The following is a 14,664-nucleotide window of genomic DNA, read 5'->3' on the forward strand; positions in this document are numbered from 1 at the left end:
AACTAATTATTTGCGTCTGCAGGGGCATTAGTTGTGGAATCGGACGTTGTATCGGTTTTCAGCGAATCGCGAACATTGGTGTCGGTATATTTGTACATGCTATCTGCATTCTCTTTATCTGCTTTTTTACCGTTACAAGCTGTAGCTGCGATGGAAGCTATTGCAAATAAAATTAAAAATGTCTTTTTCATAGTTTTCCTTTTTATTATTAATCTGTTTTGCAATAAGATTGTTTTAATTTTATGCAATTAATGGTTCTAAGCCAGGCAAACTACGGTAAAATTCGGTTAAGCTATTCCTATTGTGCAGAAACGGGCATTAGCCATGCAAGTTCAAATTTGAGGACTAATCAGACATTAAATAAAATCCAGGGTATTAAATTTCTTGTTCAAAATATCTGCATTGTTAACGTCGAGCCATTTATCTAGAATTGTGCCGTATACCTGCCTAAAATCAAGCTGATATTTCAAGTCGCCGGTGTCTAAATCGCTCAGGTTTGGTGCATCGTTAAAAATACCCTGCTTTTTTAAACGCCCGCCAAAAACAAACATGTTATTTGCCGTTCCGTGGTCTGTGCCATTGCTGGCGTTCTGTTCAACTCTCCGTCCAAATTCAGAAAATGTTACCACCAGGGTATCTTCAAGTTTGTTGTTCGTTTTTAAATCTTTTAAAAACGCAGCCATGCCTTCACTATATTGTTTAAGCAGATTTCCCTGCTGTTGGACCTGGTTTACGTGGGTATCAAAGCCGCTTAGGGATACGTAATAAACCCTGGTTTTTAAGCCTGATGAAATAAATTTAGACACCGTTTTCAATTGATTTGCAAATCCGGATTGAGGATAGGTAGCTTTACTTTGATAAACTTTCGAGGTGTTTTGTATGTAGCTTGCCGAAGAAGAGGTTTCGATCATTGTTTTATATAGATAGCCTAAATTATCTTCATCCAAGTGTTCCTTATCATTTTGCAATATTGCTTTAAAAAACGGATCATTGGTATTGCGGAATAATGCTGCGGGGTCTTTTAAAGCAATGCCTTTTTTAGTCTGGCCTTTCATGGCCAACGAAAGTGAGTCATCAACTTCGATCGCCGTATATGGGAATTTACAGGTTTGGCAATTGCTATCCAGGTAACGGCCAATCCATCCGGTAGAAAGAAACTGGTTGCTCTCACTGCCTGTTTGCCATATGTCCATCGAACGGAAGTGCGAACGATCCGGATTTGGATAACCAACGTCATTTATAATCGTCATCCATCCCTGGTCATGAATTTCCTGCAATGCTGCCATATTCGGATTTAAGCCCTGCATATCCGTCAGCTTAATTACCTCTTCGGGTTTAATTGCAATACCTTTTCTCTTTTGGTAGTAAATATCGTTGCCATAAGGAATAACAGTATTCAGGCCATCATTACCGCCAGAAAGCTGCACAACAACCAAGTTTTTGTATAGGCTTAACTCGTCGAGCGCCATTGCTTCCAAAGGTTTCATGAAAGTAGGAACGAAAAGAGCACCTGCCGCTACAAAACCTGTATTTCTTAAAAAACCTCTTCTATCCATTTTGTTATCATTAATGGTTAATAGTTTATAGTTACAAGTCGGTTTGAATCCACTAAGCCTAATGTTTTGATTTGAACATTTAAGCTATTAACCCATCGCCAACAGTATTTTTCCTTAACAGAGTTGATATTCAGGCATGCTTGCAATTTCTACAGATGTATTTCTCAATCCGGCATTGTTGCCAACCATTGCCGCTATTTTATCTGTTAATTTTGGCTGAAGCAAAAACTCTGCGAGCTCTACCGGCTTAATTCCTTTTGGCAGGGTGCCCAAAAACTTAGGCCAGTCTGCTTTTGCATCTACAAAAGATTTTGGTTTAATCTTTATGTTAGCGTTCGCTGTGGCCGTTCTACTTTGGGCAATCACAGCCTCATCCTCCGGATCTGCCTTTCCACTAAAATCAATCTGCCCATCATTAAGTACAAGTGATGGAATCCGCATCCTCAACATTAACGAAGAGCTGTCTATCCAGCTTTGTCCGCCAGGCCAGCCGGCAACATTCGGTGGGTTAAAAAGGTACTGCCCTAAACTGCTTTGCAGCTGAATTAAAACCTGCGGCTTATTGTAGGTAACGTAGAACTCACGACTTAATCCCACTAAAAATTCGGCCGGTGATTTTATTTTGGAGCCTACATTTTCGGGAGCGTAAAACCAATCTGCAGTAAACATTTTTTTCATCAGCTGGGCAATGTCATATTTAGATTCGAAAAATGCAGTAGCCAATTCTTTAACATGGAGCTCATTTGGCTTATCGTTAACGAAAAATTTATAAACCTTTCGCGAAATAAACTCGGCAGTTTCAGGCTTATCCAAAATGATGTCGATGATGTTTTCGCCATCAAAGTTGCCAACTTTTCCGAAGAAGGTTTTTGTTGCGGTATCGTGGAGATTGGGGCGAAATATGAATGAACCGTCTTTATCATACATCCATCCGGTAAAGGAGCGGGCAGATTCTTTTATGTCTTGTTCGGTGTAATTTCCTCGTCCCAGGGTGAACAATTCCATCAGCTCCCGGGCAAAGTTTTCGTTAGGCTTGCCTTTTCTGTTCTGTTGATTGTTTAGATATTGCAACATTGCAGGCGATTTAGAAACCTCAACAAGTAGAGTTTTAAAGCTGCCCAAACTATTTGCACGTTGAATGTTGTTAAGCTGCTGGGCAAACATTGGGTTGTTGCTTCTGCAGGCGAAGTGGCCATGCCAAAACAAAGTCATCTTCTCACGCAGGGGCGTTGGCGTGTTAATCATCTTCTCAACCCAGGCAATGTTTAAATCACGACTTTTTTCGTTCTGCATCCTGACAATTTCTTGGCGCTGCTTTTTCTCCTCGTCGGTCAAGTCTTTTTTTGCATATAAGCCTGCCTGCATTAAAAGCTGCTGTTTGGATACAACCGAATCGATGAGTGTCAGGTCATCTGCCTCTTGTGGTTGCTTTAAGAGGTTATCGATAACTTTGCCGATGTTTTTTTTACTCAGTTTGTGCAGGTCGGTATAAGCGATACCAAAGCCCGCTCTGTTGTAAAGATGTTTTACTTTGAAAAAATTATCTTTCGCACTCATAATAATAACTTTAATACTATGACTTAATTAGAACGTGGTGGTTTAATCTTTGTTTCATTTCTTACTTTTACATATGTTTTTTCAATTGCTTGATGATGACCTTAGTTTTCCAAATCCTGCCCTGGCAGACGACGATGGATTACTGGCGATAGGTGGCGATTTAAGTTTAAAGCGATTGCTTTTTGCCTATTCAAATGGCATTTTTCCGTGGTTTAGCGAGGGTGACCCAATTCTTTGGTATTCGCCGCATCAGCGATGTGTAATTTATCCCGGTGAGATAAAAATCAGCAAGAGCATGAGGAAGGTACTTAAAGATGAAACCTTTCAAATAACGATGGATAAAGCTTTTGTTGATGTAATCAAAAATTGCGCAGCAACGCCTCGCGATGGACAGAACGGCACCTGGATAACAAATGAAATGCAGGAAGCATATATTAATCTGCACAAAGAGGGTTTCGCCCACAGTGTGGAGGTATGGAAAAACGAGCGCCTGGTTGGCGGCCTTTATGGTGTAAAAATCAATCGTGTTTTTTGCGGCGAAAGCATGTTCAGTCTCGTAAGCAATGCCTCCAAAGCAGCGCTGATTTTTTTAAGCAAAACTGATATTGATTTAATTGATTGCCAGTTACCGAATGACCATTTGATGAGTTTGGGTGCTGTAATGATTCAGCGAGATACCTTTATGAAGTTCATAAACTCGGAGCGTACTTAGCTTTCGTTTTCCAATGTCTGATGAATTGCACGTTCAATTCGTCTATCAGGAATGAACCAGATGAAGGCAACAATGACGTACATACTTGCCCCCAGCCATGGGTTTACGAAGGCCAACCCTGCTCCTAAAAGGTAAAAAACTAAAGAGAGTTTGCCTTTGCTGTCTCCACCAATTGCATGTACAATTAAAGAATGCGCACCTTCTGTTTTTTTAATAACGATAACTAACAAGAGGTAAGCCAGGGCGGCCAAAAATAAAACGATCCCATAAACAACAACCGGCCACAGCGCAAAGTGATTCTCGCCCATCCAACCGGCGGTAACGGGAAATAGTGATAACCAGAAAAGCAGATTTAGATTTGCCCACATCATTTGGCCGCTAATTTTCTTAACAGCATGCATTAAATGGTGGTGGTTGTTCCAATAAATCCCTACATAGGTAAAACTGAGCACATAGCTGATAAATTTAGGAATTAGAGGCTTCAAGGTCATTAGGCTTTCACCTTCGGGAGCCTTGATTTCCAGAACCATAATGGTTATTATAATTGCGAAAACACCATCGCTAAATGCTTCCAACCTTCCTTTGTTCATAATGCAGTTTTCCTTTTAAGATGCAATTATGCAGCAATTTATTCTTAAAACAAAAAATCCTGCAATTTTTACATTGCAGGATTTTTGTTATTAGTTTTAATTTTAGAGTTCTCTAACCCAAATGTTTCTAAAGCTGATTGCCGGAGAAGGGTCGCCGTGATCTTGCAGCTTGATTGAGGAAGGACCGTGCTTTTTGTATTGTGGCGCTCCAATGTATCTTGTTTCGCCTTTTAGAACGTAGCCATTTTGCAGCAGTACACCATTTAAAAACAATGTTACTGATGCCGGCTTCAACAGACTTCCATCTTCATTAAAGCGTGGAGCATTCCAAATGATATCATAATACTGCCACTCGCCAGGTTTTTTATTTGCATTTGCAAGAGGAATTGCCTGCTTATAAACGCTTCCTGTTTGTCCGTTAACATAGGTTTTGTTGTTGTACAAATCCATAATCTGGATTTCGTAGCCGTCGTCTCCGCCACCTGTTGATGCTAAAAATACACCGCTGTTGCCACGAGCCTGGCCTTCTCCAGTAATATTAGCAGGGATTTTCCACTCCATGTGCAACTGGTAATCTGTAAACTTTTTGTTGGTTTCAATGTTTCCCGTACCTTTTTTTACGGTGAAAAATCCATCGTCTATTGTCCACGCGGCAGGTTTAGTAGCATCTTTAACAGAGTGCCATGCATCCAGATTTCTGCCATTAAATAGAATGATTGCGTCAGAAGGCGCATCCTGAGGTAAATTGCCTGGCGTAACCGTTTTAGGAACCGGTTCCCAAACTTCTGTTGTTTTTGGGTCTCTGGCCGGATCTATTTTTTTATCTTGCGCCATAGCCTGCATTGAAAAGAATGCCGGAATAAATAATAATGCGTATTTGCTCATAATTACAGATTAACGCTTTAAAGTTAACCGATTTATTAATAAGTGGAAATAAAGTATTCAATTTATTACGCCAAATCGTCTGTGATGTAAGTTTCGGTCACTACGATTTCATCAGGTGCGATGCTTTCTTTTTTCTGCTCAGCAATATCACGCATCGGGCAGTAACCTGTAACGCCTCTATAAAGTAAACTTGCGCCAATTGCGGCCCCAGTTAAACCCAGGATAGGATGAGAAAACAGGCCGCTAATTCCCTTATAAATTAGGTAGGTCCCGGCGGCACCAGAAAGCCAACGTTCAGAACTGGATACGTTATTGTATAATTCTGGATATTTCCAGGCTTCTTTAATGTTGTTTATCGTGGTGTTTAAATCTTCGTTTGTCATGATGGTAGTTTTAAATTTTCTATCATATAACAAGCAGAAGGTAAATCAGTTTTGATTGAATACAGAAACGCCACAGAAATTACGCGATATACAATGAAAGACGGTTCATCACAGGAATAATTTTTGAATTAATTTTATTCCTTTTGGTTGCATCTTAGCCACAGAAACACAGATTAACATAGAATTGCCTTGTTGAATTTTATTTTGGTTAATGATTAGCCACAGAAACAAGATTTACACAGAATTATTTTGTGGAAGTTGTTTTGGTTAATAAATAGCCACAGAAACACAGATTTACACAGAATTATTTTGTGGAAGTTGTTTTGGTTAGTGAATAGCCACAGAAACACAGACTAATACAGAATTGCTTTGTTGAATTTTGTTTTAGTTAATGATTAGCCACAGAAACACAGATTAACACAGAACTAATTTTATAGAATTACACGTTTAATTTCTAATGTTGGCTTTCCAAAATTTAGAATTAAACCAACTTTACAAGAGGAACATTTCAAATAGTTCATGGCTTGGGCGAGGTCTTCATTTGCGACTGCACTTTTTGATTTCACCTCGAGGATTACCGAATCAAATATGATAAAATCGGCATAAAAACTATGGGGAAGTAAAATCGATTTATAATAGATGGGATAATATTTTTCCCTTTCGTAATGATACCCTCGTCTTTCTAACTCAATGCAGAGTGCATCTTTATAAACAATCTCAAAAAAACCACAACCTAAATGTCTGTGAACATCTATTGCAGCATTGATAATCATATTCGTTTCCGTTTTCAAAGGAAAACTTGCGTCTTCAATAGCCATAAACAACCTATTTAAAAATAATCTGGGATGTTATATTTAATAGGGATTACAACTTCTGCTTTCAGTGCTTCTGTGTCAAGATAATCAAATTCGAAGATAAAAACTATAAGATTCTTAAGATTCCAATTTTTCTGTGCCTTTTGTGTTTCTGTGGCAAACTTATTGGATTCACAGCTAAACTTTGAGAATCTAAAGCAACTCCAATTTTCTGTGCCTTCTGTGTTTTTATGGCACAATATTCATCCTCAGCAAAACTAGGTTCTAAAGAAACTCCATTTTTCTGTGCCTTCTGCGCTTCTGTGGCAAACAAATTGAATTCACGGCTAAAAATATACGGGTCTAAAGAAACTCCAACCTTCTGTGCGTTCTGTGTTCCTTTGGCAAACTGATCAAAAATACCCTATCATCCGCCTTTCTGTGGCAAAATTTCGAAGTTTAAGCCTGATATCATGCTACATTCAAATCAAATATTCGGCGGCAGTTTGGTGGTTTTAATTTAAAATATCCCTAATATCCTCTTTACTCAACGATTTGAAGAAACTCTCTTCAGTTGTTATCAGTGAATTGGCTAGCGATTTTTTGCGCCTTTGCAGAGCAAGAATTTTCTCTTCCACCGTATCTTTGGCGATAAACTTATAGATAAAAACCTTCTTATCCTGCCCAATACGATGGGTCCTATCTATGGCTTGTTGTTCTACTGCCGGATTCCACCATGGGTCTAAAATAAACACATAGTCGGCCTGCGTTAAATTTAAGCCAACACCGCCGGCTTTGATAGAGATTAAGAAAACCTTCAAATCTTCATTCTGTTGAAATTCAGAAACAATTTCTCCGCGGTTTCTTGTCGCCCCATCCAGATAGGCAAAGGGAATATTTTCTTTTTCGAAATGTTTTCTGAAAATATCAAGGTGTTTAACAAACTGAGAAAAAACCAGCACTTTATGGCCACCTTTTAAAACATTATCCAGGGTGTGAATAACGTTTTCAAACTTACCCGAGTCAGACATGTATTCGGTATCAATCATAACCGGGTGGTTGGCAAGCTGGCGCAGGGCTGTTAATCCCTGTAAAAGCTGCACTTGCTTTTGCGCAAAGGTTCCATCATCCATGCTTTGCAACAGATCGTTGCGATAAGCCGATTTAGTCTTTTCATAATAGGTAGCCTGGTCCTCACTCATATCGCAGTAAATAACCTGCTCTGTTTTTGGAGGCAATTCCGAAGCAACCTGCTCTTTTGTTCGGCGAAGCACGAACGGTTTTATTATTGATTGAAGTTTGCGGGCTTTTTCCTCGTCTTTTTTCTTCTCGATTGCCTGTACATATTCTTCATAAAAAAAAGCCTGTGTGCCGAGGAGGCCGGGGTTTAAAAACGTTAACTGCGACCATAAATCGCCCACAGAGTTTTCTACCGGCGTACCACTCAATATTAATCTGTGTCGGGATTTTAATGCCCGAACTGCTTTAAACGATTTGGATGAAGGATTTTTTATGTTCTGGCTCTCATCCAGGATAACATAATTGAAATAAAAGTTCTTCAACTCATCAATGTCGACCCTTGTAACGCCATAAGTTGTAATTACAATATCGTAATTGGCAAAATTTGCAACATCCTTATTCCTGTTGGTGCCTGTGTGCGCAAGGATTTTTAGCTTCGGTGTAAATTTCTTTGCTTCCGTTAGCCAGTTGTAGATAAGCGAGGTTGGCATAATAATTAAGGAAGTAGTTTGCGTTGATGCAAGCTGATCATCTTCCTTACTTTTTTGAAGCATCGCCAGTGTCTGGATGGTTTTCCCCAAACCCATGTCATCAGCTAAACAGCCACCAAAATTGTACTCACGCAAGAAACTGAACCAATTGTAACCAGCTTTCTGGTAGTCCCTCAGGTTTCCCTTAAAATGAACCGGCATCTGTATGTCTGCAATGTCTTCGAAATCGCTTAAGCGTTGCAGTTTGCGCTCCAGCGTTATATTTGCTAAGCTATCTTCGGCTAAATCATTAAGCAGGCCAATGTGGTGTTTCTTTAATTTTAGCGTTTTACCAGTATCGGCCAGACTAAACAAGCTGCCATATTGCGTAAACCATCTATCAGGAATAATTGCAACTTCACCATCCGGCAAAATAAATTCTCTCCTTTTATGTAAGATATGTTGTTTTAAAGATAAGAATGGGATCTGATATTTGCCAAACCAAACCACGGCGTTAATATCGAACCAGTCGTTGCCTTCTTTCACTTCCAGATCAATTTTACTGGCACCAAGAACAAAACGTTTTTGACCAGTTGCCTGTTCGATTTCAAAGCCTGAAGATTCCAGCAACTCAATGTGTTCGTTCACCCAATTTATGGCGGCGTAACTCGGATTGTCTTCCGCAGCAACCACTTCCAGATTACTGAATAAAGCGCTGGTTTTTTTTAATCCGAGCGATAATAGCAGATTAAGTTGTTTTTTCTCCCAATCAGCGGAACGTTTAATGCGGTGAAAGATATAGTTATCATCAGTTTTCTCTAGCCGAACGGTTACTTTGTGTGCATTTTCTACAGGAAAAACATATTCTCCATATCTAAAATAAAGCTGTATTTGCGATAAGCCGCCATCAACATAAAAAACTTTTAAAATAGGCTTAGCTTCGAATTGCTCTGTTCTAATTTCGAAACCTTCTGCATAAACGTGGTGCTTTTCAATTAAAGGCGCAACAAACTTTTCGAAGTAAGTGGCTTCAGTTGATTTAGGAATGGCGATATATCTCTTCGCTAAAAAGGGTTGTAATTTTTTACCTTCGATATCTTGGTCAAAAAAGTATAAAACATCATTTAATAGCAACCATGCTGGTTTATTGCTGATAATTTGCGCCTCTTTGAACATAAACTCGATGCGCAGATTCTGATATTTTATGGTCGGGAAATAGCGTGTCTCCGTTTCATTTCTTCGAAAATGGAACAAAATAGATGCAGGTTCTGATGCAAACTCAATCTTGCGTTCTACCGGCCAGCCATCTTTATCCATTAAGTAAAGTTCATCCTTAACCTTTAAAAGTTCCAGCGCTTCTGCAAGCTTTTTTTCAATCTTAGGCCGCACACTCTCATAAAACTTATCATCAAATACTTTCGTGAAAAATTCAGTCGGCCGGATTAATTTTTTGTAATGTTTTTTAATGAGCGAATCCTGTTCAATATCATCCAGAACTTTTATCAGTTTGTAATCAATTTCACTTAAACAAGCATTAAATTCCTGGGCAGTGTGTGTAAAAATCCTCTGGTAAGTAAAAGAAAAATCACCCTGTGGATTTAGTTGAACAACATGAGGTTCAATTAAATAGCCCAAATACTCATGTTTGCACAAGGAGTACACAACTTTACAGTTTTTAGAGCTATCTACGCGTAACATTTATTGGATTGATTTTTTTTTAAAAGCTACCCGCTTGAAAAACTTTAAACTTACAATAATTTCGTGGCACATCAAAAAAACGAAATGAAATAGGATTAAAAATTATGTGGCTATGTCGATTGCACTAAACAAAAAAGCATCCTGGTTTCCAGAATGCTTTTTGCTTGTTTATTACTTATGTTCTATTTCCAGCCACCACCGAGGGCACGATACAAATTAACCACCGATTGTAGTTTTTGTAGTCTATCGTTAATGCCATTAAGCTGGGCCGTTAGCAAACTTTGCTCCGATGTTAAAACGTCGGTATAATTTGTTGCGGAGCTATAGCGCAATAATTCTTTGGTAAAATCTACCGCTTTTGTAAGTGAAGCAATTTGCTTTGCTCTCGTTTCTTCCTTTTCACTAGCGGTTTGATATGCATACAAAGCATTTGATACTTCCTGCCCGCCGGTTAAAAGCGTTTGCTGAAAGTTGTAAAATGCAATCTGCTGATTGGCCTGTGCGGTGGTTAAGCGTGCTTTGTTTGCACCTTTCGCAAAAATGGGCTGTGTTAAACCACCCACTAAACTGTAAAATATCGAGTTATCGAAAAAGTTGCTCAATTGCAAGCTCGTTAAGCCGCCTGATGCAGTTAAGGTTAACGCAGGGTAGAAGTAAGTTTTGGCAACGTTGGTATTTTCAAATGCTGATCTGAAACCAAATTCTGCAGCAATCACATCTGGCCTGTTTTGTAAAAGCTGGGCCGAAATACCGGTTTGCAGGTTGCTGTATGGAACCTGTTGGTCTAAAGTTGTGCGGTCAATTGCACCAGGTGCTCTTGCCAAAACAATACTAAGGGCGTTTTCCGCTTCCTTAACACTACGCCTTAAATCAGGCAGCGTAACCTGTGCCGCATACAAATTCGCCTCGCTTTGCACAACAGCAGCACCATTAACAATTGCGCCTTCTTTCAACGCTTTCATCGTTTCAACATCTTTAGTTCTGATGGCTATGGTTTGCTCGGTAATTGCCAGTTGTTTATCCAAAGCAAGTAGGGTATAATAGCTGTTGGCAATTGATGCAATAAGTTGTGTTTGCACAGCCCTTTTTGCGGCGTCGCTCTGAAGTAGTGTGGCAAAAGCAGCACGTTTAGCGCTGCTGAGTTTCCCCCAAATATCAGCTTCCCAGGCAGTGCTTAATTGCGCACGATAGGTTTGCGTTTCTAAATTAATGTTAATGCCAGCAGGGAAATTTTGTGCTGACGCAGAAGCTTTGTTATCCGTAACTGAAACATCGGCCTGCAAACTTGGTAAAAAAGCCGCACGGCTTTGGCGTAAAGTTGCTTCCGAAATTTTAATCCGCTCAATGGCTTGTTTTAAATCTAAATTCTGATTTATGCCCTGCTGAATTAAAGATTGTAATGTGGTATCGGAAAACAGACTCTTCCAAGGCAAATCGGCCATGGTTGTTGTATCAGTTGTATTATTATCACGGTATAGGCCAACACTTGTAAGTTGCGGGCGCTCATATTTTTTGGTTACGCAGGCACTTAAAGTGAGTATTATGCTACCGATTAAGATGGAATACTTATATCTAAATTTCATTTTCTTGTTAAAATTAGTGTTTACTTTTAGCGGTTGCTAACTCGTACTCTTCGGGCGTTTGTTCCTTTTCAATTCCTTCTTCGAAGGGTGATTTGTTGCTGATTCTCTCCTGTAAACTTTGGAAAATAATAAACAATGCAGGTATAACGAATACGCCAAACAATGTACCAATAAGCATACCGCCTACAGCACCCGTTCCGATCGATTTGTTACCCGAAGCACCTACACCTGATGACAACATTAGCGGCAACAACCCGAGAATAAAGGCAAAAGACGTCATTAAAATCGGGCGTAAACGGGCAGTTGCACCATCGATGGCAGCATTAATAATGCTCATTCCTTTTCTGCGTCTGTCTACCGCATATTCTACAATTAAAATTGCGTTTTTGGCTAGTAAACCAACAAGCATAATCAGTGTAATCTGGGTGTAGATGTTATTATCTACGCCAAATATTTTATCGAAAACGAATACGCCTGATAAACCAATTGGTAAAGAGATTAATACTGCTAAGGGTAAAATATAGCTTTCGTACTGCGCAGCCAACAAGAAATAAACGAAAATTATACAAAGTAAAAAGATGAATACCGTTTGGCTACCGCCACTTATTTCCTCACGAGATAAGCCTGAGAATTCATAACCATATCCAGCTGGTAAGCTTTGTGCAGCTACTTCCTGAACGGCTTTCAATGCATCACCAGAACTATAACCTGCATTTGGGTTACCCGTTACTGAGATTGAGGTAAATAAATTGAAACGCGAAATTGCTTGTGGGCCGTAAACTTTCGATAAGGTGATAAATTCGGAAACCGGAGCCATTTGACCGGAACTGTTTCTCACAAAGATTCTGGTTAAAGTTTGTTCATTGGCACGGTATTGAGCATCAGCCTGATACATTACCCTAAACTGCTTGCCAAATTTATTAAAGTTTGATGCGTAAACACCACCGTAATACCCTTGCATAACGCCCAAAACATCGGCTACTGTTAAACCGGCTTGCTTTACCTTTGCCACGTTAACATCAATTTGGTATTGAGGAAAGTTAGGATTAAAAGAAGTTGATGCATATTGAATTTCCGGACGTTTACTTAGTGCCGCCAAAAACCCGTTCCCAATTTCGTTGAATTTTTTAATGTCGCCACCGGTTTTATCCTGTAGCTGGAATTCGAAACCTCCACTTGTACCAAAACCCTGAATGGTTGGTGGCGCAAAGAAAATGATTTTAGCGCCCTTAATGTTAGCGGTTTTGGCAAATAATTCACCAATAATCGTTTTCACATCACGGCCTTTACGCTCATCCCATGGCGATAATCGCGAAATTACCATACCGTATGAACTTCCCGAACCACTAATCAAACTCCGGCCAACAACCCGCAACGTATTTTTAATTTCCGGAATACCATGGGCAATACTATCAATTTTTGCGATAACAACATTGGTTTCTTCCTGAGATGTTCCTGCCGGAAGTGAAATGTCGGACATAATTGTGCCCAAATCTTCATTCGGTACGAATCCTTTCGGTGTCGTATTCATTGTCCAAACCAAAATAATGGTAAAGAAAGCGATGCCTAAACCAACCATCCATTTGTTATGGGAAAGAAAACCGACAGATTTCTTGTATTTTCCGGTAACTGCATCAAATGATGTATTAAATGCACCATAAAAACGCTGTAAGAAATTTTTCTTTTTCTCGTGGTCTTCAGTATGTGGTTTTAAAAATAATGCACACAACGCCGGACTTAAAGTTAACGCGTTAATTGCTGATAAAATGATTGAAATTGCAAGCGTTAAACCGAATTGTTTGTAAAATACACCAGACGAGCCCTGAATAAAACTCACCGGGATAAACACCGCCGCCATTACCAAAGTGATGGAAATAATTGCACCACTGATGTCGTCCATCGCATCAATCGTTGCTTTTTTGGCATCTGTGTAACCTTCATCTAGTTTGGCGTGTACCGCCTCTACAACCACAATCGCATCATCTACCACAATACCGATGGCAAGCACAAGTGCAAATAGTGTGAGCAGGTTTATGGTAAACCCGAATAAACTTAAAAAGAAAAACGTACCAATAATTGCTACCGGAACACTTATCGCCGGTATTAATGTTGAACGGAAATCCTGCAGAAAGATAAATACAACAAGGAACACCAAAATAAAGGCCTCAATTAATGTGTGTATTACCTTCTCAATTGATGCATCGAGGAAATCGTTTACGTTAACAAGCGTTGAATAATGAACGCCTTTCGGAAACGTTTTTTGCGCTTCATCTAATGTTTTAATCGAATTCTCGATAACTTCTTTGGCATTAGAACCTGCCGTTTGATTAATTGCGATACCTAAAGCCTGCTTGCCATTAAATTTTACAGAACTTGCGTAGCTTTGAGCACCTAATTCTATTCTTGCAATGTCTTTTAAGCGAAGAATTTGCCCGTTCGCATCAGATTTGATAATGATGTTTCCAAATTGGGCTTCGTCTTTCAGCCTGCCCGTATATTTTAAGGTATATTGAAATGCCTGGTCGCCCTGTTCGCCAAACTGGCCCGGCGCAGCCTCAACGTTTTGATCGGCCAGCGCCGCATTAACATCACTTGGCACCAAACCATAGGTTGCCATAATGTCTGGCTTTAACCAAAGGCGCATGGTATAATCTAAAGTTCCGAATGCACTTGCATCACCAACACCATTAATACGCTTAATTTGAGGAATGATGTTAATGTTCGCATAATTCTGAAGAAACTTCTGGTCATAAGATGGGTCGTCGCTGTACAAGCCGAAAATCAATACGTTACTAGCTTGTCTTTTTGCGGTGATAACACCAGATTTAGTTACCTCTGCAGGTAATAAACTGGTTGCACGGGCCACGCGGTTTTGAACGTTAACGGCCGCCAAATCTGGGTTTGTTCCTAACTTAAAGTTTACTGTAATGGTTGCTGTACCATCGTTACTCGCAGAAGAAGTCATGTAAGTCATGTCTTCCACTCCGTTAATTTGTTCTTCCAACGGAACTACCACACTATTCATAACCACATCGGCATTGGCACCCTGGTAAGCGGTAGAAACCTGTACCGTTGGCGGCGCAATTTCCGGGTACTGTGAAACCGGCAAAGTGGCCAAACCTAAAACACCGAGAATTACGATGATGATGGATATAACCGTTGATAGAACCGGCCTTTCTATAAATTTCTTAAACATA

At 39.7% G+C, this 14,664-nt stretch carries 11 protein-coding genes; 1 reads left to right on the forward strand and 10 read right to left on the reverse strand.

Going from position 1 to position 14,664, the window contains the following annotated elements; genetic code table 11:
• Nucleotides 1-2: 2 nt before the first annotated feature.
• From ASG14_RS02510 to ASG14_RS02520, 3 genes are all read right to left on the reverse strand, one after another.
• Complete coding sequence (locus ASG14_RS02510; protein WP_157274813.1) at nucleotides 3-191, reverse strand: hypothetical protein; 189 nt, start codon at nucleotides 189-191, stop codon at nucleotides 3-5.
• A gap of 165 nt (nucleotides 192-356) precedes the next feature.
• A complete protein-coding gene (locus ASG14_RS02515; protein ID WP_056869479.1) occupies nucleotides 357-1,556 on the reverse strand; it encodes a DUF1501 domain-containing protein in 1,200 nt (399 codons plus the stop codon).
• 114 nt (nucleotides 1,557-1,670) lie between these two features.
• The gene (locus ASG14_RS02520) at nucleotides 1,671-3,113 is read right to left on the reverse strand and encodes a DUF1800 family protein (RefSeq protein ID WP_056869480.1); all 1,443 of its coding nucleotides are present in this window, start codon (nucleotides 3,111-3,113) and stop codon (nucleotides 1,671-1,673) included.
• A 73-nt stretch (nucleotides 3,114-3,186) separates the two neighbouring features.
• Between ASG14_RS02520 and aat the strand changes: the two genes are divergently transcribed.
• A complete protein-coding gene (aat, locus tag ASG14_RS02525; protein WP_056869481.1) occupies nucleotides 3,187-3,825 on the forward strand; it encodes a leucyl/phenylalanyl-tRNA--protein transferase in 639 nt (212 codons plus the stop codon).
• Here the strand turns inward: aat and ASG14_RS02530 are convergent.
• The 7 genes from ASG14_RS02530 to ASG14_RS02565 form a co-directional block, all read right to left on the reverse strand.
• Nucleotides 3,822-4,415, reverse strand: coding sequence for a TMEM175 family protein (locus ASG14_RS02530; protein ID WP_056869482.1), 594 nt, complete (start codon nucleotides 4,413-4,415; stop codon nucleotides 3,822-3,824). The genes aat and ASG14_RS02530 overlap by 4 nt on opposite strands.
• Before the next feature lie 102 nt (nucleotides 4,416-4,517).
• Nucleotides 4,518-5,300 (reverse strand): DUF1080 domain-containing protein, encoded by a 783-nt coding sequence (locus tag ASG14_RS02535; protein ID WP_056869483.1) that lies wholly within the window; start codon nucleotides 5,298-5,300, stop codon nucleotides 4,518-4,520.
• A gap of 65 nt (nucleotides 5,301-5,365) precedes the next feature.
• A complete protein-coding gene (locus ASG14_RS02540) occupies nucleotides 5,366-5,683 on the reverse strand; it encodes a DUF2892 domain-containing protein (protein WP_056869484.1) in 318 nt (105 codons plus the stop codon).
• A gap of 431 nt (nucleotides 5,684-6,114) precedes the next feature.
• Nucleotides 6,115-6,501, reverse strand: coding sequence for a GxxExxY protein (locus ASG14_RS02545; RefSeq protein WP_056869485.1), 387 nt, complete (start codon nucleotides 6,499-6,501; stop codon nucleotides 6,115-6,117).
• Nucleotides 6,502-6,992: 491 nt separating this feature from the next.
• The gene (locus ASG14_RS02555) at nucleotides 6,993-9,884 is read right to left on the reverse strand and encodes a DEAD/DEAH box helicase (RefSeq protein WP_056869487.1); all 2,892 of its coding nucleotides are present in this window, start codon (nucleotides 9,882-9,884) and stop codon (nucleotides 6,993-6,995) included.
• 182 nt (nucleotides 9,885-10,066) lie between these two features.
• Nucleotides 10,067-11,467 (reverse strand): efflux transporter outer membrane subunit, encoded by a 1,401-nt coding sequence (locus tag ASG14_RS02560; RefSeq protein WP_056869488.1) that lies wholly within the window; start codon nucleotides 11,465-11,467, stop codon nucleotides 10,067-10,069.
• Between the two features lie 13 nt (nucleotides 11,468-11,480).
• Entirely contained in the window at nucleotides 11,481-14,663 is a 3,183-nt protein-coding gene (locus ASG14_RS02565; protein WP_056869489.1) for an efflux RND transporter permease subunit, read from the reverse strand.
• Nucleotide 14,664 lies beyond the last annotated feature (1 nt).

The organism is Pedobacter sp. Leaf194 (assembly GCF_001423945.1).
Lineage (GTDB): Bacteria > Bacteroidota > Bacteroidia > Sphingobacteriales > Sphingobacteriaceae > Pedobacter.

Coding starts and splice junctions, on each gene's coding strand:
- ASG14_RS02510 (WP_157274813.1), bottom strand. CDS start 191: ATGAAAAAGACATTTTTAATTTTATTTGCAATAGCTTCCATCGCAGCT.
- ASG14_RS02545 (WP_056869485.1), bottom strand. CDS start 6,501: ATGGCTATTGAAGACGCAAGTTTTCCTTTGAAAACGGAAACGAATATG.
- ASG14_RS02535 (WP_056869483.1), bottom strand. CDS start 5,300: ATGAGCAAATACGCATTATTATTTATTCCGGCATTCTTTTCAATGCAG.
- ASG14_RS02565 (WP_056869489.1), bottom strand. CDS start 14,663: ATGTTTAAGAAATTTATAGAAAGGCCGGTTCTATCAACGGTTATATCC.
- ASG14_RS02555 (WP_056869487.1), bottom strand. CDS start 9,884: ATGTTACGCGTAGATAGCTCTAAAAACTGTAAAGTTGTGTACTCCTTG.
- ASG14_RS02540 (WP_056869484.1), bottom strand. CDS start 5,683: ATGACAAACGAAGATTTAAACACCACGATAAACAACATTAAAGAAGCC.
- ASG14_RS02530 (WP_056869482.1), bottom strand. CDS start 4,415: ATGAACAAAGGAAGGTTGGAAGCATTTAGCGATGGTGTTTTCGCAATT.
- aat (WP_056869481.1), top strand. CDS start 3,187: ATGTTTTTTCAATTGCTTGATGATGACCTTAGTTTTCCAAATCCTGCC.
- ASG14_RS02515 (WP_056869479.1), bottom strand. CDS start 1,556: ATGGATAGAAGAGGTTTTTTAAGAAATACAGGTTTTGTAGCGGCAGGT.
- ASG14_RS02560 (WP_056869488.1), bottom strand. CDS start 11,467: ATGAAATTTAGATATAAGTATTCCATCTTAATCGGTAGCATAATACTC.
- ASG14_RS02520 (WP_056869480.1), bottom strand. CDS start 3,113: ATGAGTGCGAAAGATAATTTTTTCAAAGTAAAACATCTTTACAACAGA.